The sequence below is a fragment of the Puia sp. P3 genome, from assembly GCF_050632245.1.
Taxonomy (GTDB): domain Bacteria; phylum Bacteroidota; class Bacteroidia; order Chitinophagales; family Chitinophagaceae; genus Puia.
In genome coordinates this window covers 2,045,181-2,069,507 of record NZ_CP192583.1, presented here as the reverse complement: position 1 = coordinate 2,069,507, position 24,327 = coordinate 2,045,181, and the positions used below count along the sequence as shown (strand labels likewise).

Genomic DNA, 24,327 nt, shown 5'->3' with positions numbered 1-24,327 from the left:
CCTGAAACGCAATGGCGGACGAACGAAGGAGCAGCTGTATGAGCACATGGCGAAAGACGACCTGGTAGGCTGGGGATGGCAGCCGGGAGAAGGGAGGACACTGCCTCCGCTGAGCCGTCCGGCATTTGCGGCGCAGGTGAAGATCTGGCTCGACAATGGGGCTTTCGCACCTAGAGAATTTACAAAAAAAAGCACAAATTAAAAAATCGAAATAATTCACTTTTTATGAACCCGGCCCACGTATTGCATGTTCTATGATAAGAGAAGTTCTCTTCCGGAAAATGTCAATTACATATAGTCTGATTCTGCAACTGTCTGGTCTTTTTTGTGCGTCAAGGATGTCCCCGGAAATTTTATCATTCAAAAAATTTTTGGTGTATGCAAAACGAATCAACGCCGGTAACGGTCACCTCATTCTCTCAACCCCACGTCCTGCAAACCCGGATGAAAGAAGAAAAACTATCCCATGGCGGGACCGTTAAAGCTAATCTGTCGCCCGTCCGAATGGACATGACTCATGGTGCAGCAGTGCTGTATTTCTGCCCCATGCAATCCATCGAAGTGCTGGAGGTCCTCAACGAAGGAGACGGCAATGAGATCCCCGCGCAGGTGAAGGTAGAAGGGCTGAGCATCCCCGTCGATTGCCAGTCGGGATTCTACGATCTTGAGAACGTCGAGTTGTCTTCCAACGGTACGATCCAGGTAAGAGTAACGGAAAAGACGACCTGGAAATACCATGAAAAAGGCTTTTCCTCTGTAAACGTTTTTAAATCCCTGTAAACAGGATGTCCCGGCAACGACAACTGCCGGGACATTTTTATTGGCGACTCTAAAATTAGATACAAGTACTTAGCCCTGCGTCGTCCATTTTGTTAGTTTTCCGAGAAAACCCTTTCCGGGTTCGCCCTCTTACGGTTTTGGGGTCAATTTTACGTAGACTATGCTTTCTCTATCCTGTCCCGACGAACTTCGGCTACTACAAAATATCGCCGACAATCTTGATCAGGGATTCATGCTTTTAGACAGCGACCTGCGGATACGCTATCTAAATACGAAAGCCGCAGAAATGGTGAAAAAAATCACCGGTACAGGCCCGACTGCGGGCATGGCTGTGACCGCATTTTGCAGGGTCTCGTCGAAACCGCGGATGCGCGCCCTGGCTGAAAAGGCCGTGGCCGGAGGCCCGATCACCTGGACAAGGAAATTCAGAACAAAAGCGCCGGTGGTATATCAATTCGCGGTCAATCGCTTTGACGGCGAAGACGGATTTTCGGGGATGCTGATCAAGATGAATGACATAACCCAGCCAGCCGGGTTGGAAGAGCAGCTCGACCGAAAGCAATCAGCGGTATCTCCTTGCTACCCGGGCAAGCTATGACATGATCTGGGAGAGAAACTTTGCCCGCGACCGCTATTATTTCAGTGAAGCCCTGACCACCGTTTATGGCTACGACCCGGAAAAAGAATGGCGCTGGCAGGATGTGATGAGCAAACTGATCCACCCCGATGACCGGGAAAGGGTGGCGGCCTTTGTTGCCGACTGCTACCGCTACAAGATGAAGATCTTTCAGTGTCCGGCACATCGGTATATCCGGAAAGACGGGACCGTCATTTGGGTGGACGTCCGGTGCATCGCCCTTTACGACTATGAAGGCCGCAATACCCGAACGGTAGGCGTTACCCGGGATATCTCGAGGGAACATTTCCTCCGGGAGGACCTCCGGCACCGGTCTGCCGAACTGGCAAAAGCCAACCAGGAACTCGAGCGGTTCGTCTACGCGGCTTCACACGATCTTCAGGAACCCCTCCGGATGGTTAGGAGCTTCCTGGGACAGCTTCAAAAGAAATACGACAACGGACTCGACGACAAAGCAAGGCAATATATTTCGATCGCGACCGGCAGCGCTCAACGGATGCAGGACCGGGTAAAAGGGCTGCTCGACATCGCAAGGCTCGGATCGGGCGACTATTCACAAACGGTCGATATGGACGAAGTGATAAGGGACACCCTTAAAGACCTCGCATTGAGTATCGACACGAAACACGCTTCGATCCGTATACATCCTCCCATGCCGACGATCCTTGCGGACAAAACCCATATGCATCTCGTAATGCAGAACCTCATCGGAAACGCCCTAAAATATTCGGCCGCCATTCCAGCCATCGAAATTGCCTGCAGCGAGACGCCGCTGTACTGGCAGTTCAGCGTAAAGGACAACGGCATCGGCATCGAAAAAAGTATCACGAAAAGATCTTCGGGATCTTTCAGCGGCTTCACTGGCCCGACCAATATTCCGGTACCGGCATCGGTCTCGCCATGGTTAAGAAGATCGTAGAAACGGGGGTGGGTCCATTTGGGTGGATTCGACCCCCGGGGAAGGGTCCTGTTTTTATTTCACGGTCCCCCGGCCGGCTCCTAGCGCACAAAGCTGATCTTTCTGATCCTGTTATTGTTGATATCGGCTACGTAGATATTGTCCTGCGCGTCGATCCCCAGTCCGCCGGGGTTTCTGAACCTGGCCGTGGCGCCGTCGCCGTCCGCGTAACCCGCATCCGCTCCGGCAATGGTCGTGACTGCTCCCTGCGGGGTGACCCTACGGATCCTGTTGTCGTCGATCACAAACACATTTCCTTTACTGTCCGCGACCATATCGTCCATCTGGTCAAACTGCACCTGGATCGAAACGCCATCCACATACCCTCTGACGCCGCTGCCCGCCATCACAGCGACCAGTCCTATCGGGGTGATCTGACGTACATAGAAATTACCTGCATCCGCCACATAGAGATTGCCGTCCGCGTCACATGCTACAGATGTTGCATACCTGAACTTCGCAGTTTTGGCGCCGCCGTTAAGTAGACCCACTGTTCCGTCTCCCGCTACGGTCGTCACTGTTCCGGCCAGGCTTACCGCCCGGATGCGTCCGTTGAAGGTATCGCCTACATAGATATTACCGGCCTTGTCCGCGGCCAGTCCTCCCGCATTGATCAGGAATTGGGCGTTTGCCGCCGGGCCGTCCAAAAATCCCGGCTGCGCCACACCCGCATAGACCGTCACATCACCCGCCGGCGTTATCTTTCGGATCCGGGCGTCGACCTCGTCGAGCACAAATACGTTGCCGTTTGGGTCTGTAGTGATGCGATATGGGTTCCTGAAACGCGCAAGTCCACCACGCCCGTCGACAATACCGGTACTGTCACTGCCGGCCAGCGTAGACACCTGACCATTTGTGATCCTGCGGATCCGATGGCTGAGGTAGTCCGCGACGTAGACCGTACCGTCCGCCGCGACCGCGACGTCTATCGGTGCATGGAACTTTGCCAGCTTGACCGGGCCATCCGAAGACCCTTCGGTGCCGTCGCCGGCGATGGTAGTCACAACCCATCCTTTATGAACGGGGTTGGAAGGAGGGGTATCCGTTGTGTTCTTGTGGCATCCCGTGGCCGCCGCGGCCAGCAGTAAACAAACCAGAGCGTTTTTCATTGTTGTTTTAGCGGTAGGTTTTTCGACCGCAATAGACAAATTTCCGCGCCCCGGCTGTGATTTTTACCGGTACTTACCCATCGGCAGATTCACGTCGCCGACCGGACGCCTTACGGCAACTATTCTTTCTTTATTTTGGTTGTCCTTCTTCCGTCCCTGTCTTCAATGACCACTGTATAAATCCCGGCGGCATACCCGGCCAGGCGAATATCAAGTCTATTGACACCATTGACTGCTGTCCCTTCGATCCGGTCCATGCATCTGCCTACGCCGTCATAGACCAGAACGACATATCCGCCGCTGACCGAGCCGAACCGGAGACTGACCAAATACCTGGCCGGATTGGGCCAGGCTGCAAGACCCGCGGCCAAAGGCCCGGACTTGACCGCAACAACAGGGCTATAGGTAAACTTCCCGTCCAGGTCGATCATCTGAAGGCGATAAAAATTGTCCCCTGTCAGCGGTTTTGCGTCCGTGAAGGAATAACCATTGACACCCGGCAGGTCCGTCGCGGCAACTGTACCGACGGACGTATAGCTATGTCCGTCCCCGCTGCGCTGTACAACAAATCGGCTGGTGCCTGTCTCGTCCGTGGTTTGCCATTTCAGCAGATTTGTGCCGCCCTGCGCGACCGCTGTAAAGTTCAGCAGGGTCAGCGGCAGCGGGCCCGACATCGTACTCAGGAAGAATCCGCTGAAGCCCGCGACGGGAAAACTTACGGTCCACCATCCGTCGGTCGCGTCCCACGCAACAAAAGGAATGATCGATTCAGTCCCCTGACTGTAGTTGGCCGGAGCGGCGGAGCCTGTAAACGATCCGTGATATTGGGTAATGCGCACGTTGCCGTTGTCTGTACCATTCGTGGGCAACAAAGGCATAGCCAGTCCATGACTCGTCACATAAGTATTATAGGCGTCAAAATCCGACTGGCTGTAATATAACGTCACCGTAGCCTGCGCGCTCGCAGCGTTTGCAGCAGGCGTGATATCGTAGTGTCGCTGGACATAGGGTTGGCCGTTGTACGTCGTCACAGTATCATCTACTGATTCCAGCGTCGTCACTCCGCCGCTGAGCGCGTTGGCGCCTGGCGTAGGCGTGAGGGACACGACCCTGAAGATGCCGTCTGTAAGATCGGTCGTGGCGGTGCCGCCTACCGTTTGTGTCATGCCGATCGAGGAATCCGGCAGAACCAGCCCCAGTTTCAATGTATCTGAATACAAAGTCAGCAGCGGTGCGTCCGTATTGGTGGCTATAATATTATAATTTCCCAGCCCGGCAATGCTGAATGCAGAGTCGCCCGTTTGGGTCGAAATAAGCGTTCCATTCCTGAATAACGTGAAGGTGCTGTTGGCCGGATTGCCGCCTGCTGATACAGACAGCGTGCGCTGGACCCTGGTTAGCGGGATTGCCTGTTGCGGAGCATAACGGGCACGGAGACCCGATTTGAATTTTATGGGTAAGACCGAGAAATTATAGCGATTGCCGGAAACAAAAAGGGAATCAATAGCATAATTTGAAAAGTCTGCTTTTATGGCTCCTGACAGGTTGTTGTTTTGCAACTGTATGTCGAATAGGGTACCCATCCTTCCCAACGAATCGGGTAGGGAGCCAATCAGGGCGTTATTGCTGAGTCCCAGATGCGCCAATGGAATATAGCAGATAGAATCAGGGATAGGACCAGTCAGCCGGTTGTCATGCAACTGGAGATTCCACAGGTTCGTTAACCTTCCCAGGCTGGCAGGAATTGTACCGGAGACCCGGTTGTTGTCCAGAAAGATTTCTTGCAGACTGGTACAATTGCCGAGGGCTGCAGGAATTGTGTCTGACAATTGGTTCGTGGACAGAATGATGTTAAATACGTTTTTTAAATTCCCGAGCTCAGGCGGTATACTCCCCGTGAGTTGATCATCGGTCAAAGAAAGTAGTTGCAGTGCGTGCAAATTTCCCAACGAGGGAGGTATGCTCCCGCTGAACGAACAGCCTCCAATAATTAAAGTCTTAAGATTAGAGAGATTACCAAGAGATGCTGGTATGGTACCCGTCAATTGTTTATCACCGATGTTCAGTGAAGTCAGAGATGGAAGACTACCAAGCGATGGCGGCAAACTGCCCGTCAGATTATTGTCGCTGAGGCTAATTTCCTTGACTCTGCCGAACGAGATCCTGATCCCGAACCACGTCGCGACCGGAGCAGAAGTCGCCCAGTTTCTATTGTTCCTCCAATTGCTGCCGTTGGTGCTGTTATATAGGTCGATCAGCGCCAGCGAATCCTGAGTATCGGTATTTTGGATGCTGTACAAAGTCACGGCCTGGACATTGCTGTTGCTTACCGCAACGGAATAGACACCCGCGCCTGTCATCGCATATGTAGAGTCACCCATCTTTGTTGCGACGACGACGCCGTTTTTATACCAGGTATAGGTGTTATGCGGGAGAGAGCCCCTGCGGCAATGGATAACGTATTTCCATTTTCAATGAGGGGCAGGTCGGCCTGCGGAGATGCGTACAGAACGACATTGCGGACTGCATGACAGGGTACGCAATATGGGTCAAGGGTGGCAAAACTAAAATTGTTGTAGGAAATATTCACCGATGTGAATGACGTGCTGCTGTTATTAAAGTCCGGCAAGGCTCCACTTGAGCTGATTTTGTGAGAGGTTCATATCAACCCCCGATAAATTGCTAAGGGAAGACGGAAGCGGACCGACCAGATGGTTAACAGCGAGATCGAAACCAGTTGATGCGTTAAAATTTGCGATCGAGGCCGGCAATACGCCAGTAAGATTGTTAAACGGGAGGGCCAGAAAATTCACCCGGACGCTATCGTAGGAGATTACTCCAAACCAGGTACGGGCGGGTGCAGCCGTCAGCCAGTTCGTGTGATTGACCCATCCGGGGCCGTTAGTAGCATTATAAAGGTCTACCAGTGCCAGCGAGTCCTGGGTATTAAAATTCTGACAAACCGAACGAAAAGAGCAAAGAAATAGCGCAAAAGCGAGGAAAAGCAGCTTAGGGTTCATAAACAGGTGAAAAAAGTTATTAGGAGTTAACGGCTCCACAGAAGATTGGAAGCTCCATCAGGGACGGGATTCCGGTAAAAATAAGGATAATTGACCAGCCGGGGCACATGTTTTGCAGGCCATGCCAAAACGCAGCCATGAAGAACCTATACTACCTCGCGCTGTCCATCCTCGTCACTTCCTGCAGCAGCGGCTCCAGCGACAGCGTAAAAGACGCCAAAGCCGCCAACGAGGCAAAGGCCGACAGCCAAAAAAAGAACGAACTCCCGCCCGACTCTTCAAAAATACTCGCCTCCAAAGATGGCGCCGACTTTCTCGTAAACGCCTACAGCGGAGGCATGGCGGAGGTCCAGCTGGGGACCCTCGCACAAGCCCATTCGACAAACCAGGGGTAAAATCTTTCGGCGCCATGATGGTCAGGGACCACAGCGACCACGGCGTGCAATTGAAAGCCGTCGCCGACTCCCTCCACGTCACACTGCCCCTCACGATATCGACCCGGCAGCAAAATAATATCGCCGATCTGCAGAAAAAGAATGGGAAGGATTTTGACAAAGCCTATATCACGAGGATGGTCAGCGACCACAAGAACGATATCGACGAATTTGAACGACAGGCAAAGAAAGGACTTCCGGAGGTTTCGGCTTTTGCCAATAGCAGCCTGCCCATGCTGCACAAACACCTCGACTCCGCCCAGCGTCTGAGGAAATTGCTGGGCATTGCCGAAACTAACGGCGCCGCCGCCACCCTATCAGTGATAGCTCTGATGCTTTTTTACGGACCATTTCTGCAGCAGCGCGAGCAGCTCGTGCAGCTCGAACGGTTTGCAGATATAGTCATCCATACCCGCCTGCAAACATTCCTCCCGGTCACCATGAAGCGCATTTGCGGTCAGCGCTATGATCACCGGCTGGCTTCCTCCCGCCCGGCGGATGATCTTCGTCGCCTCCATACCGTCCGTTTCCGGCATCTGAACGTCCATGAGGATCAGGTCATAGCCGTTCTTTTTCCACATCTCCGCCGCCGCCTGACCATTGGTAACGAGTTCCGCCTGATAACCCAGTCGTTGCAGGACCGCCGTCGCCACCAGCTCGGTTGATCGGGTCGTCCTCCGCAAGTAATATCTTCCAGGGGTAGCTAACGGCAAACGCGGGCTTCTCTTTTTCGGCACCGGCGTCACCCGTCCCGTTGACGGCGGGCCGATGTGGCGACCGCAGGGCATCGAAAACGCGCGCATAGAGCAGCTGCTGCTTGACCGGCCTCGTCAGCGAGGCCGCAAATAATCCGGGATATCGTTTGTAGTGGTCGTCGCCTATCGAGCTCAGCAGGATCACCGGCAGCCCTGGATGCCGCTGGCTGACAGCCCTGGCCAGCTGAACGCCGTCCATTTTCGGCATCTGCATATCTGTGATAAGGAGGGCGACAGCGGGATGTCTGGCCAGGAGCTGCAAGCCTTCCTCCCCTGAAGCCGCAGTCAAAACACTCAGTCCCCATTGCTCCAGCAGATTGCTGAGGATTAGCAGGTTGGTCCGACTGTCGTCGACGACCAGCACCTGCTGCCCATCCGCGCCTTCCTGGTGCTTGTGGATATAGGTCACGGTAGGATGTACTCCCGCCTGCACCGCCATGGTGAACGAAAAACTGCTCCCCAGTCCTGGTTGACTCGACGCGGCAATATCTCCGCCCATTGCTTCCACGAGCTTCTTGCAGATGGCCAGTCCAAGGCCGGAGCCGCCGTATTTCCTCGTGGTGGAGGCGTCCACCTGCGAGAAGGCCCTGAACAGCTTGTCCACCTGTTCGGGCATGATCCCGATGCCCGTATCCCTCACCGTGAATCGCAGGACGTGGCGGCCATCGGCCAAAGTTCTTTCTTTCTCTATCAGCACAAAGATCTCACCATGATGGGTGAACTTTACGGCATTGCCTACGAGATTCAGCAGCACCTGTCTTAGCCTCAGCCTGTCCCCCACGATCTGAGCAGGAACGCCGGCGTCTATCTGATAAAGCAGATCGACTCCCTCTTTGGCTGCCTTCCCGGCAAATATATCGAGGACCTCTTCGACACAGGTACGCAGGTCGAGCTCGCGCATCTCCAGCTGGAGATTGCCGGATTCTATCTTGGAAAAATCTAAAATATCATTGATGACGTTGAGAAGACTTTCCCCGCTGGTGCGGATGATCTCGACATAACCCCGCTGGTCATCCTGGAGCGGCGTGCCTGCCAGAAGATCGGCCATCCCGATCACTCCGTTCATCGGCGTTCGTATCTCATGGCTCATCGTCGCAAGAAATATACTCTTGGCCTGGTTGGCCTTCTCCGCATCCGCCTTCGCCTTTTCCAGCAAAAGCGTTCGCTCCCTTACCTGCTGCTCCAGCAGTATCTTTTGACGCTTGATCGTCCGTATTCGCAGGCGCACGAGCAGCACTATTCCTCCCACCACGACTGCCGCAACCAGTATCCTGAACCACCAGGTCATCCAGTAGGGAGGCAGGATGGTCAGTTTCAGCTGAGTCGTCCCGCCGGACCATTTCCCCGAATTGTCCTTGCTGCGGATCATCAGCACATAGTTACCCGGACTAAGATTGGTATAGGTGGCACGGCGGCTGGCGCCGATATTGTTCCAGGACTTGTCAAACCCGATCAGCCTGTAGGAATATTGCTGTTTCTGCTGCCACGCATAGTTCAGGGAAGCAAATTCGAAAGAGATCACCGACTGATCATAGGTCAGCGTCATTTCACTTGCTTCCGTGATCGCCGTCTTCAGCGGAGTGACGCGTTCCGGAGTAGAGAGTCGGTACGGCCCTGTTAAAAAGGAGGAAATTGGTAAAGACAAGGTTAGGCAGGAAACCATCGTTGCGTATACTGTCGGGAGAAAAGGTATTGAAGCCGTTGACGCCTCCAAAATACAGAACGCCGGTAGTGGTTCTCAGACAGGAGTGAGACTTGAATTCGTTGGCCTGGAGGCCATCCGTTATCGTAAAATTAGCCAGCTCTCCCGACTGCGGATGAAACTTGCAAAGACCGTTGCTGGTGCTGACCCACAGATAGCCCTTGTCGTCCCCGAGTATGCCCAGGATATGGTCGTCGGGAAGGCCGTCGCGGCCGGAGAAGACCGAAAAACGATTGGTGATTGGGTCAAAGCGGTTCAGCCCCGACTTGGTGCCGATCCATATATCGCCCTTCCTGTCTTCGAACAGACAGTGGATCGTGTTATTGCTCAGACTGCCGGCCGTAAGGTCATGGGTAAAATGAATAAGGACCCCGGCCTTCTTATCATACCTATAGAGTCCCTTGTCGTAGGTCCCGAACCACAGAAACCCCTTGTTGTCCTGCAGCAGTGCAAGACCACCAGCAAAGGCCAGGCCGCGCCGGCGCCAGATTGATCGGGCGTCAGGAACTTTCCCGAGGACTTCTGATACCAATCGAGCCCACCGTCCCAGCTGCCAATCCACACATCATCGTCTTTATCGCACAGCATTACCGCAATATTGTTTGCGCTCAGACCATGGGAACCTTTTTTTATATGTCTGAAACCACTTGCTCCACGGGATCATAGACCGTAATGCCGTCGCCTACGCTGCCCATCCAGATCTTGTCGCTATGATCGATCGTCATCGCGGGAATAAAGTTGCTGCAGACGCTGTTCGGGTTCCCAGGCTGATGCGTGTAGTGACTGAACGTCTGCTTGCGGGGTCGAACAGATCGACGCCTCCGCCGTCCGTTCCTATCCAGATGTTTCCACGACGATCTTCCACGAACCCGAGAATATTGTTGTCCCCCGGGCTGTTGACCGAACTACTGTGCCGGAAGGCGGTGAACTGGTTGGCTTTCCTGCTATAAAGATTGACGCCGCCGCTATAGGTGCCCACCCACATATTGGCCTGCGGGTCCTTGTAAATGGAATAGATGGAATTGTTGCTGAGGCTGGTATTGTCGATGTCGTCGTGCTTATAGTTGACGAAGCGGTCCTCCTTAATATCGAGAATGCTCAGTCCTCCGTTCTCGGTCCCGATCCAGAAGCTCGTCGCCTTCCCCTCCAGCCATGGACAGTATCATATTCCTGGGCAGACTGTTCGGGTTGCCCGGTTCGTTCCGAAAATGACGGCAATGCCCGGCCGAATCCATAAGGTCAAGCCCGCCGCCGCGTGTACCGACCCACAGCCGGTGCCGGTGATCTTCGTACAGACAGTTGACATGGTCATAACTTATCGACGCACTGTTTTTCTCGTCATGCTTCCAGTGAGTAAAATGACCCGTCTGCTGATCGAGCAGGTTCAGACCACCGTGCTCGGTACCGACCCACAATCGCCGGCGGCTGTCTTCCATGACCGAGGTGACGGTGCTGTCGCTGAGACTGCTGTCGTCTCCAGGGCGGCACGGGTACCGTGTGAACTTACCCGTACGTAAGTTCATTCTGTTGAGGCCTCCGAACCGCGTTCCCACCCACAGGTAACCGCCGGCGCCACTGGCACAGGCTCGTGATCGAGTTATCGGAAATGCTGCCCGGGTCCCGGTTATTGCTCCTGTAATGAACAAACCGGTCCCTTTCCCGGTCGAACCTGTTCAGCCCGCCGTCGGCGGTCGCCACCCAGATATTCCCGGCTGAATCTTCCAATAGCTGAAGGATATGATTGTCGGAGAGCGAGCTGCTATCGTTGGGGTCATTCCGGTAGACGCTCATCTTATAGCCGTCATAGCGGTTCAGTCCATCCCAGGTACCGAACCACATAAACCCCCGGCGGTCCTGGAGCACGGTGATCACATTGCTTTGGGAGAGCCCGCCTCCGATCCGATACGTATGAACTTGAGCTGCCTGGGCTGAGCCGACGCAGTATAGGACAGCGTGGCCAACGCCGAAAGCAGCAAGCATTCGTACCATTTTATCATGAAGGTCAATTGTAATTACTTAATATACACAATAGTGATCTATGGGACAGGTAGTGGCGTTTGGGTCGAACGCAATTTCGGAATGGTTAAATGGAGGTATATCGGCAAGATAACGGGCGCTGTCAAAGCTTTATTGCCCACGACTACATAACATTTTTTTGTATATTTAAGCAACCGGGCAACCGTCCTTGCGTTATTTATGGGAACCGGGTTACAAATGTGGTTTGACGGGTACCTATATTAAGAAGCTGACCACCATGAAGAGCACTATTCCAGTCATTACGGCCTTTTTTGCCTTTTTATCATTCTCGTGCAGCAAGCACGGCAATGACAATGTCGGGTCGCCGCCCCCTCAGCCGGCGATCAATTATGGGGATTCTGTCTTTTATCTCGACCCGTCAGTAACCGACTTCAAAGTCAGTCCTATAACTGCCAATACCGGGCGTTACTTCGGTTGGCCTGAAGGGATCGACCTTGATCAGAACACGGGCACCATCAATGTTTCCAAAAGCGAGACCGGGCTGCGTTATAAGATCTTTTTCGTTCCAGCCGGGGGAGGAGATACTTTATCCACTATTGTCACCATTTCCGGGATCAATTTCCTCGGATGGCTTTTACCGTCTCTCCGCAGGGGATTCGCTGGTCACGCCGTTGTACAACGGGCTAAGAAACCAACACATTCCGGGACAAAATGCCGGCAGTATATTCGATGAGGGTGGTGGCTGCAACAGCCAGGGATGTGACGTAAATGCCGGCAATGGTACTATCAACCTGGCCAGTAGTGTACGGAATGGGATTTTTGGGGCTGTGCCGACCAGTAATAGTCAACGGCAATTCCTACTCAATTACCGGATAGATGACAAAAGCAGAAAGGCGGCCAATTCCATTAACGTGAAGATCTATTATTTCGATACGATCAACGATGTCCCTCAGGATATCTACGACCTCATCAACTCAAGACAGGGCAGCATCCTGGCGATAGGCGACCCTGCCGGAATAATTGCTACGCCACACAGGCTGATCACCTCATCAAGGGCGGTCGTGGTGACGGGTTTTACGGCAGTACCCAAGCCAAGGCCTCCCTGTATATTCATTATCGGCCACTAACAAGTGAAAACCCTCAACGCATGCCCAGGCGTCCGTCGCTATTGTTGCCATTTTTCTGTTGTTCTTTCCTGTGGCACGTTTCACCCGCGCAGGGTTCAGGCGCCGGGAAGGACCTCTACCGCCGGGCGATCCACTATTTTCTCGCAGACAACCCCACCGTATACAGCGACAGTTTGGCCCGGTTATACTTTCTCCAGGCCATCGCCGTGTTCGAAAAGGTCGCGAGGCGATGACCGCCTGCTTACAGACAGTTATACCAAAGTTGGGGTACTGGAAATGTCCGGTGGCGACCCCCGTTCTGCCCTCGGGCGTTTCCGCAATTGCGCCGATGTCGTCCGCCGCGGGTCACTCCCTGACACGCTGCTTTTTCAACCCTACCTATACTCCGGCAGTTGTCACTATGATCTGTACGACCTCGATTCCTCCCTGCATTTTTATAAAGTTTGTGAATCCATTCTTGAGAGGCATCCCGGTCTGAAGGAATCCGAACGCCTGTACAATAAGATAGGTGTTCTTTACTATGAGACCGGTGACTATCTGCGAAGCATTTATTATTTCGGTAAGGCCCTGGACATCGTCCTGTCGTCCAATCCTGGGGATTCTTATCTTGCCGTCAACTACCGAAACAATATAGCTAATTCCTGGCTCCGGCTTCGGAAATATGACGAGGCTATAAATGCGTTGCAGCAATTATTGCCCTATCGCCTCTATCGCCAGCAATTGCTCAACAACCTCGGCACCGCCTTTCTTGAAAAAGGGCGGCCTTCCACGGCGATTGATTATTTTCGGAAAGCGGGATACCAAACTCCCTTTATGTATATGAGCCTTGCAAGAGCCTGGATGGGGTTGGGGCAATATGATTCCGCCGAAGTTTGGCTGAAGAGGTCAATTTCGTATTATGACCGGTCGAATAAAAAAAATAAGAATGAAGACCTGGGTATTGCCAACAAATTATACGGCGATCTTTTGGTTGCGCGAGGGCTACCCGGCAAAGCGATCGGATGCTATCAGAACGCTGTAATCCAACTGGACAAAGATTTTAACGATACCCGGCCGGAGGCCAACCCTTCGGCTTTTCCCGGTTTGCATAGTTATGCTCCGTTGTTCGAAGCGCTTGTCGGGAAGGCCCGGGCCATGCTTGCCGCGGGACGTGTGGGCGGCAACGCGTCCGTTGGTGCGTACCGTACCTATGAATCCGCGCTGACGCTGTTAAGCACGGTGGCCAGAGGCTACTACTCGGACGAGGCCAGGTTATTCCTCCTTGAAAAAGCCAACGGCGCCTATCAGGAAGCGATCGACCTCGGCTATAAGTTGTATTGTGACACTGGGGATACCCTTTGGCTGGAAAGCATTTTTAACTATGCGGAGGAATGCAAGGCGGCCGTATTACAAACCAGACTTGGCGAACCTGGCATCGATGTATTGACGGCCCAGGCACGGACGTTGGCCATCGATCTGAGGAAGAAAAAAGCCGAAGCCACCCGCATTGGTCTGCAGCTTTCCGCGTCTACAGAAGAGAACAATCGGGACTTCATCGCCTCACAACTCCGCGAGACCGAACTGGCCATTTCAAGGTTGCAGGAAAAACTGGAAGGTTTCCCTGAGTACAGGACGCGCCTGTTTCAGCGCAAACGTCTCCTGCTACGGGATGTCAAAGTCGCCATGGCCGCAAAAAAAGGCGCTCTTCTCTCCTATTTTACCGGTGCCGGCAAACTCTACTGCTTTTACGTTACCGGTCGGTCAGCCGGTTGCATTACCGCACCGTGGGACGACAGTCTCGTCACCCGGGTAAAGACACTTGCCGCCGCTTTGCACAATGAGAACAATGACAGAGTCACGCAGGCAGAACTTGCGACAGATATTGCCGCACGAATTCTCGGGCCGGTATTCGGAATTATAAAAGATTTCCCCCGCCTGGTCATCGCGCCTTACAACGAGATCGGCTATATCCCGTTTGAAATACTACCCGTTTCCGGAGGGAATTTACTGGTCAGCAAATTTGCCGTCAGCTATTGTTATTCCGCCAATTTTCTGACGACGTCCGACAAAAAGCCTCTTACTGACTACAGGGTACTCGCACTTGCACCATTCGGAGACGGTGTATCGGGCGATCAGTTGTTGCCACGATCAGCCGAAGAAGTAAAAGACCTTCCCGGGGAAGTGTTGACCGGACGGCAGGCAAACAAAAATGCATTCCTCGCTAAAATTAGTAACTATCCGATCCTGCATCTGGCGACTCACGCCATCGCCGATGACTCCGATGCCAGGCGTTCCTATATCGCGTTTTATGGCTCGGGTAAAGCCGACTCCGCCAGTCTGTTATTTGAACCGGAGATCAGTCAGCTGAGTCTGGGTTCGTCGCCATTGGTTATCCTCAGTGCCTGCGAAACCGGCAAAGGTCGTCTTATCAATGGGGAAGGGATCATTAGCCTGTCAAGAGCCTTTATGTCCGCAGGCAGCAATAGCGTAATCACGTCTCTTTGGAAGGCTGACGATGCCGCGACCTCTTATATTGCAAGACGAATACATTTCTATCTGAAAAACGGCGCTGACAAAGATCGAAGTCTTCAACTGGCAAAGATCGACTATTTGAAGGACCCAAAAATAGAACAGCGATACAAAGAGCCGCGCTATTGGGCTCATCTGGTGATTTTTGGCGACACTTCTGCCGTGACCGAACGGCCCCGCAAAATCTGGGCGGTTTTGTTGATTCCGGCATACGCGCTCTGTGTTATCTTTTTGATCCTCTACAGAAGAAAGAGGCGACGGAGACCATTTGAGGGAGGTCCCGCCGCCTCCTGACGTCCATCACCGATGAAGGGTAACCGTCCCAATATGCACGTCTTCCTTTTGCACCGTAATGTTGTTGATAACTGTGTCCTGATAAGTACCGGACATCGACCGTATCAGCAGAGACCAGGTACCTGGCGCAAGGCCGGTAATCTTAAATTCTCCTTCCCGTTCGGGCCTTGTCGTAGCGGTGTCAGCACCATGTATGGCCATCACTATCGGGTTGGCGTCCTGGGGAAGCACACGCCCTTCGATCGCACCGGCCTTTTCCTTTCGGAATACTCTTGTGACGGGTTTCAGTTCTACACGGCTTCCGTGCTGTACTACCGATCGTCCCGCGTCAATGTCGATAGAAATATCAAAAGAGGATGGGCGGTCGTCCAGAAGGTCGTCGCCCACCTTGATGACTACGATATTATCGTTGCCGTTCAGGGTCAATGGGACTGAGGTTCCGTTCACCATAATGCTGTTATTACTTCCCAGAGTAAGCCGAATCTTTTCGAATGACCTGGAGGCCGCGAAACTGGTGCTGGCGAACAGAGTATCCAGACCATTTCTAAAGTGAAGGATGTCGTAAACTCCTGCTGAGATCGGGACATTTACCCATCCGCCCGAGGTCTCGCCATTCCTGTCCCTGTCTTCGCTACCCTGTCTGTCATGATCCTCCTGCTCGCGCTGATCGCTGTCTTCGACTTTTATCTCCAGTTTTTGAATGTCCAGAAAAAGATGGTCGAATGTCAGTCCTGGATCATCCATAAGGAAAATACGGACCGAATTGCTGCCGGAGGCGCCGGAGCCCGGTCCTTTTGCAGATTTGTTACACGCAACGGCGATAATGAAGAAAAAGGGCATCCAGGCGAATGGCCTGGGAATAATTTTTAGTGTTTTCATAACCTTTTTAGGTAGGTAACCAGGGGCAGACGGGATGTAACCCCATACGGGGAAAAAAATTATTGCGCCCATCGCAGCCGGCGGATCAGCCACGATCCAACCTTGTCGTGATATGGATGCTGCGGTTCCGCCTGGATCTTCCGGAACAAGGGCAATGCATCAGCAATAAGACCGGCGCGCAGATAGCTCATTGCGAGGTAATATTCTGTATCTTCTTCGAATTCGTGTTGGTGAAGCTGCCGGTCCAGTTGGAGCAATTTCCGGAAACTTGCGATGGCGCTATCGGGCTTCCCGAGCGCGAGAAATGAATTCGCTGCAAGAAAATAGTCGCGGGCGGATGGAGATCTCAGCGTCGAAAAAATCGCCCGGACTTCCGTCATATGTCCCTTTTTATAAGCAGATGACAACGTATCCTGTTCTTTTTCGCTTCTATCCGAAGTCAGCACATATGGATAAAAATTTTCCCGGTATATGTTGGAGGGTTTGAGCTGCCGGTACATATATAGCGTTGCAAGGGTCAGCATGACGATCAATACAGCGGCTGCAGACAGGGCAACTCTGTATAACCGGGCTCCGGCCATTGGTTTTCTAAGTGTGGGAACCAGCTTCATGGTGGATGGCGCGCACCTGTTCCACAAGACCATAGTGCTCAACCGCCCTTCTTGCCGCAGTCAGCCTTTCGAGCCTTTCTCTTAGTTGGGGATCGGACTTTAGCAATAGTTCCATTCGTAGAGCCTCTTCCTGTGTTAATTCACCTTCAAGGTATCTGAATAAAATATCGTTATCGTAAAAATCCTCATTCATGGTAAAGCGCGGTTTTGAAAAAATCGAGAATTTCCGGGTTTGCTTTCAGTTTTTCCTCGAGCTGCCTCATACACTTATACTTCCTGTTCCGAAGGACCTGCTCGTTAAGGAATCCAAATCGGGGCAGGATCTCCCGCATCGGCAACTCTTCAAAATAGAAAGCCAGCAAAATGGCTTTGCAGGTATCACCCAATTCTTCCACTTGCTCCAGTAACTTCCGGCCCAGCTCTTTTTCAGCAAAAATAAAATCCTGTCCTGGTTCCGGGCTCTCTTTACTGGCCTCAAAGCCGATCGCCCTTTTTTCGGCGCGTCCTCGCCGTCTGATCTCGTTGAGCCAAAGGTTACGGGTTATAGAAAACAAAATGCTGCTGACGGCCGACTCCCCCGGAAACGTCCGCTGCGGACCATTTCAATAAAAGACACCACCGCCTCCTGGAAAATATCTTCCGCATCCTGGTGGTTGCCGCTTCCTTTTATTACTACGGAACTGCACATCCTGAAATATGTCTTATAAATAAAACGAACCGCTTCGTCCGGCGGTCTGGCCTGGCGGAGACAGTCCAGTAGCCCGACATCGGAAAAGCCTCTTGTTTTGCTCATTCCAGGTCTATTGTAGGTAACCGGCAACTCCGGATCTGTAACTAAAAATATTCAATTAAATTTACGGGATTATTCCCGGCTACCGATCGCCGCGACAAAAAGCGCCTGACCCGATAAAACCCTTCGTATATTTCCTGGCCGAAAAAAGGGCTTTTGCTCTTGCCGGTGACGGCAGCGGATACTACATTTGTTATATCCAATACCAATGAACAACTAAGTATCCAGAAAAACCGGGATTTATATTTTCTAACCCATTGAAAGCCTAAATTCAATTGTCTTTGAAAAACCTCCGAAAAAATTTGGAGGTTTTTTTATTTCCTCCCTGTCCTGCCCACCCGCCCATAAATTAGCAAAGTTTAGCTGTGTAATCTCCTCTAAATTAGACGCAAATTTTTAAATCAATGAAAACAGCGGTGCTTTTTGCCCTCGCCGGCCTCTCTGCTCTTGTGAGCATGGCGCAGGAACCCAATACGCTCTCCAAAAAGGAAAAGAAAGAAGGCTGGAAACTATTGTTTGACGGCAAATCCACAAAAGGCTGGCACACCTACCTGAGAGACACGGTAGGATCGAAATGGCAGGTTAAGGACGGCGCACTGGTGTTCGACCCCTCGCAGCCCCAAAGCGGCGGTGGAGACATCGTTACCAACGAAGAATACGAGAACTTCGAACTCAATCTGGAATGGAAGGTGTCAAAAGGCAGCAACAGCGGCATCATCTTCGACGTCCAGGAGAACCCCAAATACGGCGCAACCTACCTGACCGGCCCCGAAATGCAGGTCCTGGACAACAAGGACGCCAGCGACAACAAGAAACAGAACCACCTCGCCGGCTGTCTCTATGATATGTCCGGAGACTCTACTGTCTCAAAACCGCACCCGGTTGGCGAATGGAACCAGGTCCGCCTGATCCAGAACAAGGGGCACCTCACTTTCTGGCTCAACGGGATCCAGACCTTCGACGGCCAGATGGGCAGCGACGAATGGAACAATATGGTCGCACACAGCAAATTCGCGGGCAAGGCCTTCTCCGATTTTGCCAAAGTCGCCAAAGGAAGGATAGCGCTACAGCAGCACCCCGGCTCCAGCGAGTGGAGGAATATCAAGATCCGTCAACTATAAACAATGGCATTTACAATTGACATTTCCGACAGGCAGCAGGTGCACAACCTGTTGCTTCTCCTTCGGCCGGATACCCCGCCCCGCTGGGGTGCACTTTCGGCTCAGCACATGGTCGAGCACCTCGTGGAACAGGTAGAATATACCAACGGCAGGAAGACCGGCACCTGCGACCGCTCTCCCGAAGACGCCGCAAGATCCAAACAGCGGGGCATCTATACCGATTCACCAATACCCAAAAACATCGTCCTCTCTCCACCGCCAGTCGGATTCCGCTTCCCCGATATAGCCACGGCTATCAGCCAGCTGATGCAGGAACTAAAGGATTTTGATGTGTATTTTCAGACGCCGGGAGCCACCTCCATCCACGGCGGATTCGGCCCTCTGACGGGCCCCGAATGGTGCATCTGGCACAGCAAACATTTTACCCACCACTTCAGACAGTTTGGACTTTTGCAGGAACCGGAATAGTCCTTTTTGTAGTTTTGTAATGGGTGACATCCGCTAAGACAGCTGTACCGTTGACCGATGCGGCGCGGAAGCGTGATACCCCTTCGCCCCTACGGCCGTGGCCAGCGGACTGCGAAATTCTTCACCCCTTTCCAGACAACCCAGCACGTAGCCAAAATCATATTTGGGCCGCCATCCCAGCGCGGTACGCGCGTGCTCGTTGACATAGACGCGGTCCAGTCCCAAAGGCAGCTTCCAGCCAAGGCGATCGTATAGCGGCGCGCAAGCGGGGAACAACCGTCCGACCACCGACTGCGCATCCCCGCGCAGCGCATGCATATCGCCGGGGACAAACGGCGTAGTGGCGCTGATGATATATTTGCCCCAGCCAATACCGCGGGCCTTGCGGGCCGCCAAAAGATGCGCGTCGACTGCGTCGGCTATGTCCACACGTCGGTACAGGTATTCGTTAGCTTTCAGATTGTCATCGCCAAAGGCGTCCCGCGCCGCCGGAAGGTCGTCCTCTTCCGGAAAAAATCGGGACGTGCGAAGCACGATACAGGGCAACCGGTGATTTCTGTGATACAACTGGCAGAGGTCCTCGGCCGCCGCCTTTGTGACGCCATAGATATTTTTCGGTTCGGGCACGACGGATTCGGTGATCCAGGCCGCGGGCTGACCGGCGGGAGGTACCAGTGCATCGCCAAAAACGCTGGTGGTGCTGGTGAAGACAAAGCTTTCCACGCCGGCGTTTACCGCCTCCTGCAAAAGAGTGAGCGTCCCCGTTATATTGGTGTCGATGAATTGCTGTTCCCCGTGGGTCGCAACGTGCGGTTTGTGCAGGGTAGCGGCATGATAGACGGTCATCACATCCTTCATACACTCCCTGACGAAGGCCCGGTCGGTGATCGAACCGACATGTGTAGTCGACGAAGAAGGCAGGACGTCCACGCCGACGACTTCATTATCTTCCTGTCGGAGGGTGCGCATCAGCGCATCCCCCAAATGGCCGGCGCTTCCGGTAACAAGGATCTTCATGGCTAGCTGGTTGTGTTAAGGGACAAATCTATCGATTTCCTTTATCCCAAATAGACAGTTTTTCCCAAAAAGGGATCGGAATCCAAAAACAAACCGCCTATACGATTTGACAATCAGCCATTTACCTCTTTGGTCCCGCCTTTGTACTTGTCAAAGCGATTTCCTATCCTTTAAAACCCAAGACCATGAACCGCCTCACCATCGCATGTTTGTTCGTTACCGCAAGCTCGTTCTTAGCTACCACCCCTGGCAAAAAGAAGACGATCGTCTGACTGGAAGCATCAGCCGAATTCAGCTGACCGGCTTTAAGACCATCAACACCAGTCTGATCAATTATCTGCACGATTCCTGTCTGACCGGCGAAGCCTTCCGCCCCACCTGGCGCGGCGACTTTAAGGCCGAGAAATCCGGAACCAGCATCCATCTGCGGTTCGGCATCCGCTGCCGTTTTCCCGCCACTGGCGCAGCGTCGGACGATATGGCCCGGCCCGCGGCTACGATGAGCATCATCGCCAATGACCTGAGCGCCCTGACCGGACAGGTTTCAGTGTACGGCAAGGACTATACTTCCCTTATCCCCTCGAAGGGAGTCCGTAACGACTGCCCCTATTTCGAGCTGGCTTCGCGCCCCGTTGCCCACCCTACCGAAGATACCAGGGGCGATGGTTTCGCCCACAGCGGTCTCTGGCTGATAACCGCGGGCCCCGACGATCTGCCCTATACCCTATTAAGCCGCAGGGATTATCTCGAACAGGTAAAGGCCTCGCTGGGCGTGAACAAGGAAACTATAATCAAAGGCATCAAGGCAAAGGATCAGGTCAGGTCACAGGACGACCAGAACGCCGAAAAAGAGAAAGCGATAAACGCCCTTAGGAGCACGTACACGGGATCCGAGCTGGAAATGCGGAAGAGAAGGTATCTCGAACAGTTCAAAAGCGACGAAGATATTCTGAAGGAAGACATCGACAACCAGACGGCGGGTATCGACAGCACCGTAAGCTTTATAGACGGGATGCTGCACCGGCTTTCGCCCGCCACGCTTGCCGCGCCTGCCGTAGTCCCGGCAAAAGCCACAGAGTTTGAAGGATTCGCCGACGGCGAAGAAGGCGCGGTCCAGCTGATACAACCAAAAGCCATATTTATAGAGCAGGGCTCAGGTCCCGAGAAACCCCGCTTTTTCGTGCTGTCTCTCAACTATGACCCTACGGACCACTCTACAGATCTGGGCCAGCAGATCGCAAAACGGCTGGACACGCGCTTTATCAAAAAAATGTTGAAGAACTAGTTGAGGCTGCCCTGCTGAGCCTTCTGTTTCATTTGGTCATTTGCAGTGATAGCGAGTTCGACGCGGCGGTTCAACGCCCTGTTGGACTCGTTGTCGTTTGGATATTTCGGCTGTGATTCGCCATACCATTTGATATCCATCCGGGCGGAATTTACTCCTTTGCCGGTCAGGAAATCGCTGACGGCATAGGCCCGCTTCTTCGACAGCTCCATATTGTATTCGGGCGTGCCGGTATTATCCGTATGTCCCTCGATGAGGATATTGGTCTCGGGATATTTTACGAAGACGTTGGCGACCTTTGTAAGATTTACTTTGGCGGCTTCGCTGAGTACGCTGGAATTGATCTGGAACAGCAAACCCGAGTTGAAGGTCATGTCGATCCCTTCCCCTACCCTTTCCACCTTGGCGTCGGGAACGGCCTGTTTGATCTCCTGGGCCTGTTTGTCCATATGGTGACCGATCAGGTAACCCGCGGTCCCGCCTACTGCGGCGCCCGCCAGTGTACCCCATATCGAACCCTTACCGATCAGTGCACCGGCGACTCCTCCGGCGGCTGCTCCGATGGCGGTTCCTTTCTGGGTTTTGTTCATGCTCTTACAGTTGGTCAGCAATAGGGCAATAATGACCAGCGATAAACTGACTTGACTAATTCTGTGCTTCATAGTTAGCTTTTAAAATATATGACTATTTACAAATAGAGGTCTGCACGAGGTCGATACCCATATCCTGAACACCATGCTGTTTGGCCGAACTGATGCTGCTGCACAACGTCTGCCGGTCGCTGCTGCTGATCTTCTTCGCCAGCGTACCCGCGTCGTCGGTCCTGTACTTATTCTGGATCATACGTACAACGGTGGTGGTCTTTGCTTTCCAGGCCTCCGGGTCATTCTTGCCGTTGGCGATGGCCTCGTCATAGTTGCCGATCGCAGTGCTGTAGTTGCCTGCCGCAACGTTGATATCGCCCCTCTGCATGTAAAAATGGAGGTTACTCTTGTCCAGGGCGATCGCCTGCTGAATATTCTGCAGGGCCTGATCATATTGCTGCTGCCGCATATCGATCTCAGCCATTTTTGAATAGATGGTAGCCCGCTGGGCGATGTTCTGGTTCTTACCCGTCAACGTATTGATCGTATTCAGATCGGCTTTGGCGTCCGCAGACCGGCCGAGGCCCAGCTCGGCATTGGCCCTTTCAAAAAGGTTGTCGAGGCTGGACTTGTTGATGGCAATCCCTTTGTTGGCTGCGTCCAGTGCGTCGCTGTACTGCCCCAGACCATTGAGCGCGGCAGCCTTACCCGCGTAGGCTTTTTCCTTGGCGTCGTAGGCGTCACATTTTTGAAGGACTTTGTTGAAATCGTCGAGTGCGGCGGAGTAGTTGCCGGATTTGTTTTCTGTCTGTCCCTGGCTGATGAGATTATAACAACCATTGGACATCGTGACAAGCCCGCTTTTGCATGAATAGGCGAACATAAGGGCTGCCACGCCGATTAGAGTCAGGTGATTTTTCATTTTTATTCGATTAGCGTTGCAAAGGTATAAAACTCCTTCCTTATTCAAATCTTATGCCAGGCAAAAAAAGAACCCCCTCGCGTAGGCGAGGGGTTTGAAGTTTTATTGATCGTCCTGTCGCTTGCCGCTGCCCATACTGTCTTCCTTATCGCCACTTTCTCTTTGCTTTTTCTCTCCGGCGGCTCTCGTCCTATTTTCTTCCTTCATAGGACCGCCACCGGTGCGTGAGGTCGGCGATTCTGTAGTGATCCGGACTGGATTCACTTTTTTATCTTTGGGCTTTTTGGATTTTTGCATAATCGAACGTTTTATACCGGTACGGATGCAATTATCCTGCCCACCCACCGTAGTTCTCTATCTATTGACCACATTCTCAGGCCTTCCCTTCACGAACGCCATTAGATTCATCCTGGTCATCTCCATGAGCCGGAATCTGGCTTCCCTCGTAGCCCACGCGATATGCGGCGTGATGATACAGTTCTTTGCTTTCAGGAGCGGGTTACTGACGGGAGGTGGTTCCTGCGAGAGCACGTCGAGACCCGCGCCGGCGATCATCCCTTCATTGAGGGCGGCCGCCAGGTCTTCTTCGACGACCAGCGCACCCCTCGACGTATTGATCAGAAAAGCCGACTGATTCATTTTCTCCAGAGTGATCCTGTTGATCATCCCCTGTGTATCGGTTGTCAGCGGACAGTGAAGGCTTACCACGTCCGAAGCCGCAAGCAGCTGGTCCAGCGACACCAGTTCGAGCGCGGGGGCGCTGGCGGCATTTGACGGACGCCTGATCGTCATCAGCCGCATTCCAAACGCCGCAGCCACCTTCCCCACACCTTTCCCGATATCCCCATAGCCGATGATACCCATCGTCTTCCCCGACAACCCCACCAGCGGTGATATGGAGTAGGAAAAATCCGGACAGCGGCTCCAGGCGCCCGCGTATACGGAATCGCTGTGCTGCTGTACGTGCTGACAGAGCCCGAGCAGCAGGGCAAAGGTCGTCTGTACTACGGAAGCAGTCCCGTATGCCGGTGCGTTGGAAACCACGATTCCCTGGGCTTTGGCCGCGTCCACGTCGATGATATTATAGCCCGTCGCCGTTACTCCGATATATTTCAGCGAGGGCAATTGCCGCAGCGCGTCCGCCCGCAACTGAACCTTATTCGTAAGGATCATATCCGCGCCTTTACAACGCCGGGGGACCTCCTCTATCGCTGTTCTGTCATAGTAAACGACCTCGCCAAATTCCTCCAGCCAGGCCCAGGACAGGTCTCCGGGGTTTAGGGTATATCCATCCAGAATTACAATTTTCATATCTCAGTTGTTGTCGGGTGGTTCAGGTGCCACGCCCG

Annotated in this window: 30 protein-coding genes and 1 pseudogene; 12 read left to right on the top strand and 19 right to left on the bottom strand. The window is 53.1% G+C overall.

The window, feature by feature from the left end:
* Positions 1-46: 46 nt before the first annotated feature.
* The 4 genes from ACQ86N_RS12480 (at position 47) to ACQ86N_RS12465 (ending at position 2,336) form a co-directional block, all read left to right on the top strand.
* On the top strand, positions 47-202 hold the full coding sequence (locus tag ACQ86N_RS12480) for a hypothetical protein (RefSeq protein ID WP_431215434.1): 156 nt from the start codon (positions 47-49) through the stop codon (positions 200-202).
* 176 nt (positions 203-378) lie between these two features.
* Positions 379-780 carry a hypothetical protein gene (locus ACQ86N_RS12475; protein WP_431215433.1) on the top strand — a complete coding sequence of 134 codons (402 nt, stop codon included), beginning with the start codon at positions 379-381 and terminating at the stop codon, positions 778-780.
* A gap of 160 nt (positions 781-940) precedes the next feature.
* Positions 941-1,378: a PAS domain-containing protein gene (locus ACQ86N_RS12470; protein WP_431215432.1), complete on the top strand. Its 438-nt coding sequence runs from the start codon at positions 941-943 to the stop codon at positions 1,376-1,378.
* A gap of 1 nt (position 1,379) precedes the next feature.
* Positions 1,380-2,336, top strand: a complete 957-nt coding sequence (locus ACQ86N_RS12465; protein ID WP_431215431.1) for a sensor histidine kinase — start codon at positions 1,380-1,382, stop codon at positions 2,334-2,336.
* A gap of 80 nt (positions 2,337-2,416) precedes the next feature.
* Here ACQ86N_RS12465 and ACQ86N_RS12460 read toward each other — a convergent pair whose 3' ends face one another.
* From ACQ86N_RS12460 to ACQ86N_RS12450, 3 genes are all read right to left on the bottom strand, one after another.
* Positions 2,417-3,484 (bottom strand): hypothetical protein, encoded by a 1,068-nt coding sequence (locus ACQ86N_RS12460; RefSeq protein ID WP_431215430.1) that lies wholly within the window; start codon positions 3,482-3,484, stop codon positions 2,417-2,419.
* Between the two features lie 119 nt (positions 3,485-3,603).
* Complete coding sequence (locus ACQ86N_RS12455) at positions 3,604-5,865, bottom strand: T9SS type A sorting domain-containing protein (protein ID WP_431215429.1); 2,262 nt, start codon at positions 5,863-5,865, stop codon at positions 3,604-3,606.
* 234 nt (positions 5,866-6,099) lie between these two features.
* On the bottom strand, positions 6,100-6,504 hold the full coding sequence (locus ACQ86N_RS12450) for a hypothetical protein (RefSeq protein ID WP_431215428.1): 405 nt from the start codon (positions 6,502-6,504) through the stop codon (positions 6,100-6,102).
* 137 nt (positions 6,505-6,641) lie between these two features.
* On the opposite strand from ACQ86N_RS12450, the gene ACQ86N_RS12445 reads away from it, so the two are divergent.
* Together ACQ86N_RS12445 and ACQ86N_RS12440 are read left to right on the top strand one after the other, a co-directional pair.
* A complete protein-coding gene (locus tag ACQ86N_RS12445; protein WP_431215427.1) occupies positions 6,642-6,899 on the top strand; it encodes a hypothetical protein in 258 nt (85 codons plus the stop codon).
* A gap of 14 nt (positions 6,900-6,913) precedes the next feature.
* Positions 6,914-7,147: pseudogene (locus ACQ86N_RS12440) on the top strand (DUF4142 domain-containing protein); the annotation flags it as partial.
* Between the two features lie 108 nt (positions 7,148-7,255).
* On the opposite strand, the gene ACQ86N_RS12435 reads toward ACQ86N_RS12440, so the two are convergent.
* The 6 genes from ACQ86N_RS12435 to ACQ86N_RS12410 form a co-directional block, all read right to left on the bottom strand.
* Complete coding sequence (locus tag ACQ86N_RS12435) at positions 7,256-7,591, bottom strand: response regulator (protein ID WP_431217380.1); 336 nt, start codon at positions 7,589-7,591, stop codon at positions 7,256-7,258.
* Positions 7,497-9,239, bottom strand: a complete 1,743-nt coding sequence (locus ACQ86N_RS12430) for an ATP-binding protein (RefSeq protein WP_431215426.1) — start codon at positions 9,237-9,239, stop codon at positions 7,497-7,499. Before ACQ86N_RS12430 ends, ACQ86N_RS12435 begins: the two co-directional genes overlap by 95 nt.
* 1 nt (position 9,240) lies before the next feature.
* Positions 9,241-9,927, bottom strand: a complete 687-nt coding sequence (locus ACQ86N_RS12425) for a ligand-binding sensor domain-containing protein (RefSeq protein WP_431215425.1) — start codon at positions 9,925-9,927, stop codon at positions 9,241-9,243.
* A 189-nt stretch (positions 9,928-10,116) separates the two neighbouring features.
* A complete protein-coding gene (locus ACQ86N_RS12420; protein WP_431217379.1) occupies positions 10,117-10,443 on the bottom strand; it encodes a two-component regulator propeller domain-containing protein in 327 nt (108 codons plus the stop codon).
* Between the two features lie 34 nt (positions 10,444-10,477).
* Positions 10,478-10,918: a ligand-binding sensor domain-containing protein gene (locus ACQ86N_RS12415; RefSeq protein WP_431215424.1), complete on the bottom strand. Its 441-nt coding sequence runs from the start codon at positions 10,916-10,918 to the stop codon at positions 10,478-10,480.
* Positions 10,899-11,375, bottom strand: a complete 477-nt coding sequence (locus tag ACQ86N_RS12410; RefSeq protein WP_431215423.1) for a ligand-binding sensor domain-containing protein — start codon at positions 11,373-11,375, stop codon at positions 10,899-10,901. Before ACQ86N_RS12410 ends, ACQ86N_RS12415 begins: the two co-directional genes overlap by 20 nt.
* Before the next feature lie 593 nt (positions 11,376-11,968).
* On the opposite strand from ACQ86N_RS12410, the gene ACQ86N_RS12405 reads away from it, so the two are divergent.
* The 3 genes from ACQ86N_RS12405 to ACQ86N_RS12395 are packed head-to-tail and all read left to right on the top strand — an operon-like array spanning position 11,969 to position 15,301.
* Positions 11,969-12,499 (top strand): hypothetical protein, encoded by a 531-nt coding sequence (locus tag ACQ86N_RS12405; RefSeq protein WP_431215422.1) that lies wholly within the window; start codon positions 11,969-11,971, stop codon positions 12,497-12,499.
* Positions 12,500-12,519: 20 nt separating this feature from the next.
* A complete protein-coding gene (locus ACQ86N_RS12400) occupies positions 12,520-12,732 on the top strand; it encodes a hypothetical protein (RefSeq protein ID WP_431215421.1) in 213 nt (70 codons plus the stop codon).
* Between the two features lie 43 nt (positions 12,733-12,775).
* Entirely contained in the window at positions 12,776-15,301 is a 2,526-nt protein-coding gene (locus tag ACQ86N_RS12395) for a CHAT domain-containing protein (protein ID WP_431215420.1), read from the top strand.
* Positions 15,302-15,307: 6 nt separating this feature from the next.
* On the opposite strand, the gene ACQ86N_RS12390 is transcribed toward ACQ86N_RS12395, so the two are convergent.
* From ACQ86N_RS12390 to ACQ86N_RS12370, 5 genes are all read right to left on the bottom strand, one after another.
* Positions 15,308-16,180, bottom strand: a complete 873-nt coding sequence (locus ACQ86N_RS12390) for a DUF4382 domain-containing protein (protein ID WP_431215419.1) — start codon at positions 16,178-16,180, stop codon at positions 15,308-15,310.
* A 59-nt stretch (positions 16,181-16,239) separates the two neighbouring features.
* A complete protein-coding gene (locus ACQ86N_RS12385) occupies positions 16,240-16,704 on the bottom strand; it encodes a tetratricopeptide repeat protein (RefSeq protein WP_431215418.1) in 465 nt (154 codons plus the stop codon).
* 64 nt (positions 16,705-16,768) lie between these two features.
* Positions 16,769-16,906: a hypothetical protein gene (locus ACQ86N_RS12380; protein ID WP_431215417.1), complete on the bottom strand. Its 138-nt coding sequence runs from the start codon at positions 16,904-16,906 to the stop codon at positions 16,769-16,771.
* Positions 16,907-16,976: 70 nt separating this feature from the next.
* Complete coding sequence (locus ACQ86N_RS12375) at positions 16,977-17,345, bottom strand: RNA polymerase sigma factor (RefSeq protein WP_431215416.1); 369 nt, start codon at positions 17,343-17,345, stop codon at positions 16,977-16,979.
* Positions 17,333-17,584 (bottom strand): hypothetical protein, encoded by a 252-nt coding sequence (locus ACQ86N_RS12370; protein WP_431215415.1) that lies wholly within the window; start codon positions 17,582-17,584, stop codon positions 17,333-17,335. The genes ACQ86N_RS12375 and ACQ86N_RS12370 overlap by 13 nt, the downstream gene beginning before the upstream one ends.
* Before the next feature lie 401 nt (positions 17,585-17,985).
* On the opposite strand from ACQ86N_RS12370, the gene ACQ86N_RS12365 reads away from it, so the two are divergent.
* Positions 17,986-18,702, top strand: a complete 717-nt coding sequence (locus ACQ86N_RS12365) for a 3-keto-disaccharide hydrolase (protein ID WP_431215414.1) — start codon at positions 17,986-17,988, stop codon at positions 18,700-18,702.
* 3 nt (positions 18,703-18,705) lie between these two features.
* Complete coding sequence (locus tag ACQ86N_RS12360) at positions 18,706-19,170, top strand: hypothetical protein (protein WP_431215413.1); 465 nt, start codon at positions 18,706-18,708, stop codon at positions 19,168-19,170.
* Between the two features lie 33 nt (positions 19,171-19,203).
* Here the strand turns inward: ACQ86N_RS12360 and ACQ86N_RS12355 are convergent, their stop codons facing one another.
* Positions 19,204-20,187 carry an NAD-dependent epimerase/dehydratase family protein gene (locus ACQ86N_RS12355; RefSeq protein WP_431215412.1) on the bottom strand — a complete coding sequence of 328 codons (984 nt, stop codon included), beginning with the start codon at positions 20,185-20,187 and terminating at the stop codon, positions 19,204-19,206.
* Between the two features lie 205 nt (positions 20,188-20,392).
* Between ACQ86N_RS12355 and ACQ86N_RS12350 the strand changes: the two genes are divergently transcribed.
* Positions 20,393-21,472, top strand: coding sequence for a hypothetical protein (locus ACQ86N_RS12350; protein ID WP_431215411.1), 1,080 nt, complete (start codon positions 20,393-20,395; stop codon positions 21,470-21,472).
* On the opposite strand, the gene ACQ86N_RS12345 is transcribed toward ACQ86N_RS12350, so the two are convergent.
* The 4 genes from ACQ86N_RS12345 to ACQ86N_RS12330 form a co-directional block, all read right to left on the bottom strand.
* Positions 21,469-22,062: an OmpA family protein gene (locus tag ACQ86N_RS12345; RefSeq protein ID WP_431215410.1), complete on the bottom strand. Its 594-nt coding sequence runs from the start codon at positions 22,060-22,062 to the stop codon at positions 21,469-21,471. The two genes, ACQ86N_RS12350 and ACQ86N_RS12345, sit on opposite strands and share 4 nt — an antisense overlap.
* Positions 22,063-22,156: 94 nt before the next feature.
* Positions 22,157-22,978 (bottom strand): tetratricopeptide repeat protein, encoded by an 822-nt coding sequence (locus ACQ86N_RS12340; RefSeq protein ID WP_431215409.1) that lies wholly within the window; start codon positions 22,976-22,978, stop codon positions 22,157-22,159.
* Between the two features lie 102 nt (positions 22,979-23,080).
* On the bottom strand, positions 23,081-23,275 hold the full coding sequence (locus ACQ86N_RS12335) for a hypothetical protein (RefSeq protein WP_431215408.1): 195 nt from the start codon (positions 23,273-23,275) through the stop codon (positions 23,081-23,083).
* Between the two features lie 57 nt (positions 23,276-23,332).
* Entirely contained in the window at positions 23,333-24,289 is a 957-nt protein-coding gene (locus ACQ86N_RS12330; RefSeq protein ID WP_431215407.1) for a D-2-hydroxyacid dehydrogenase, read from the bottom strand.
* Positions 24,290-24,327: the final 38 nt, after the last annotated feature.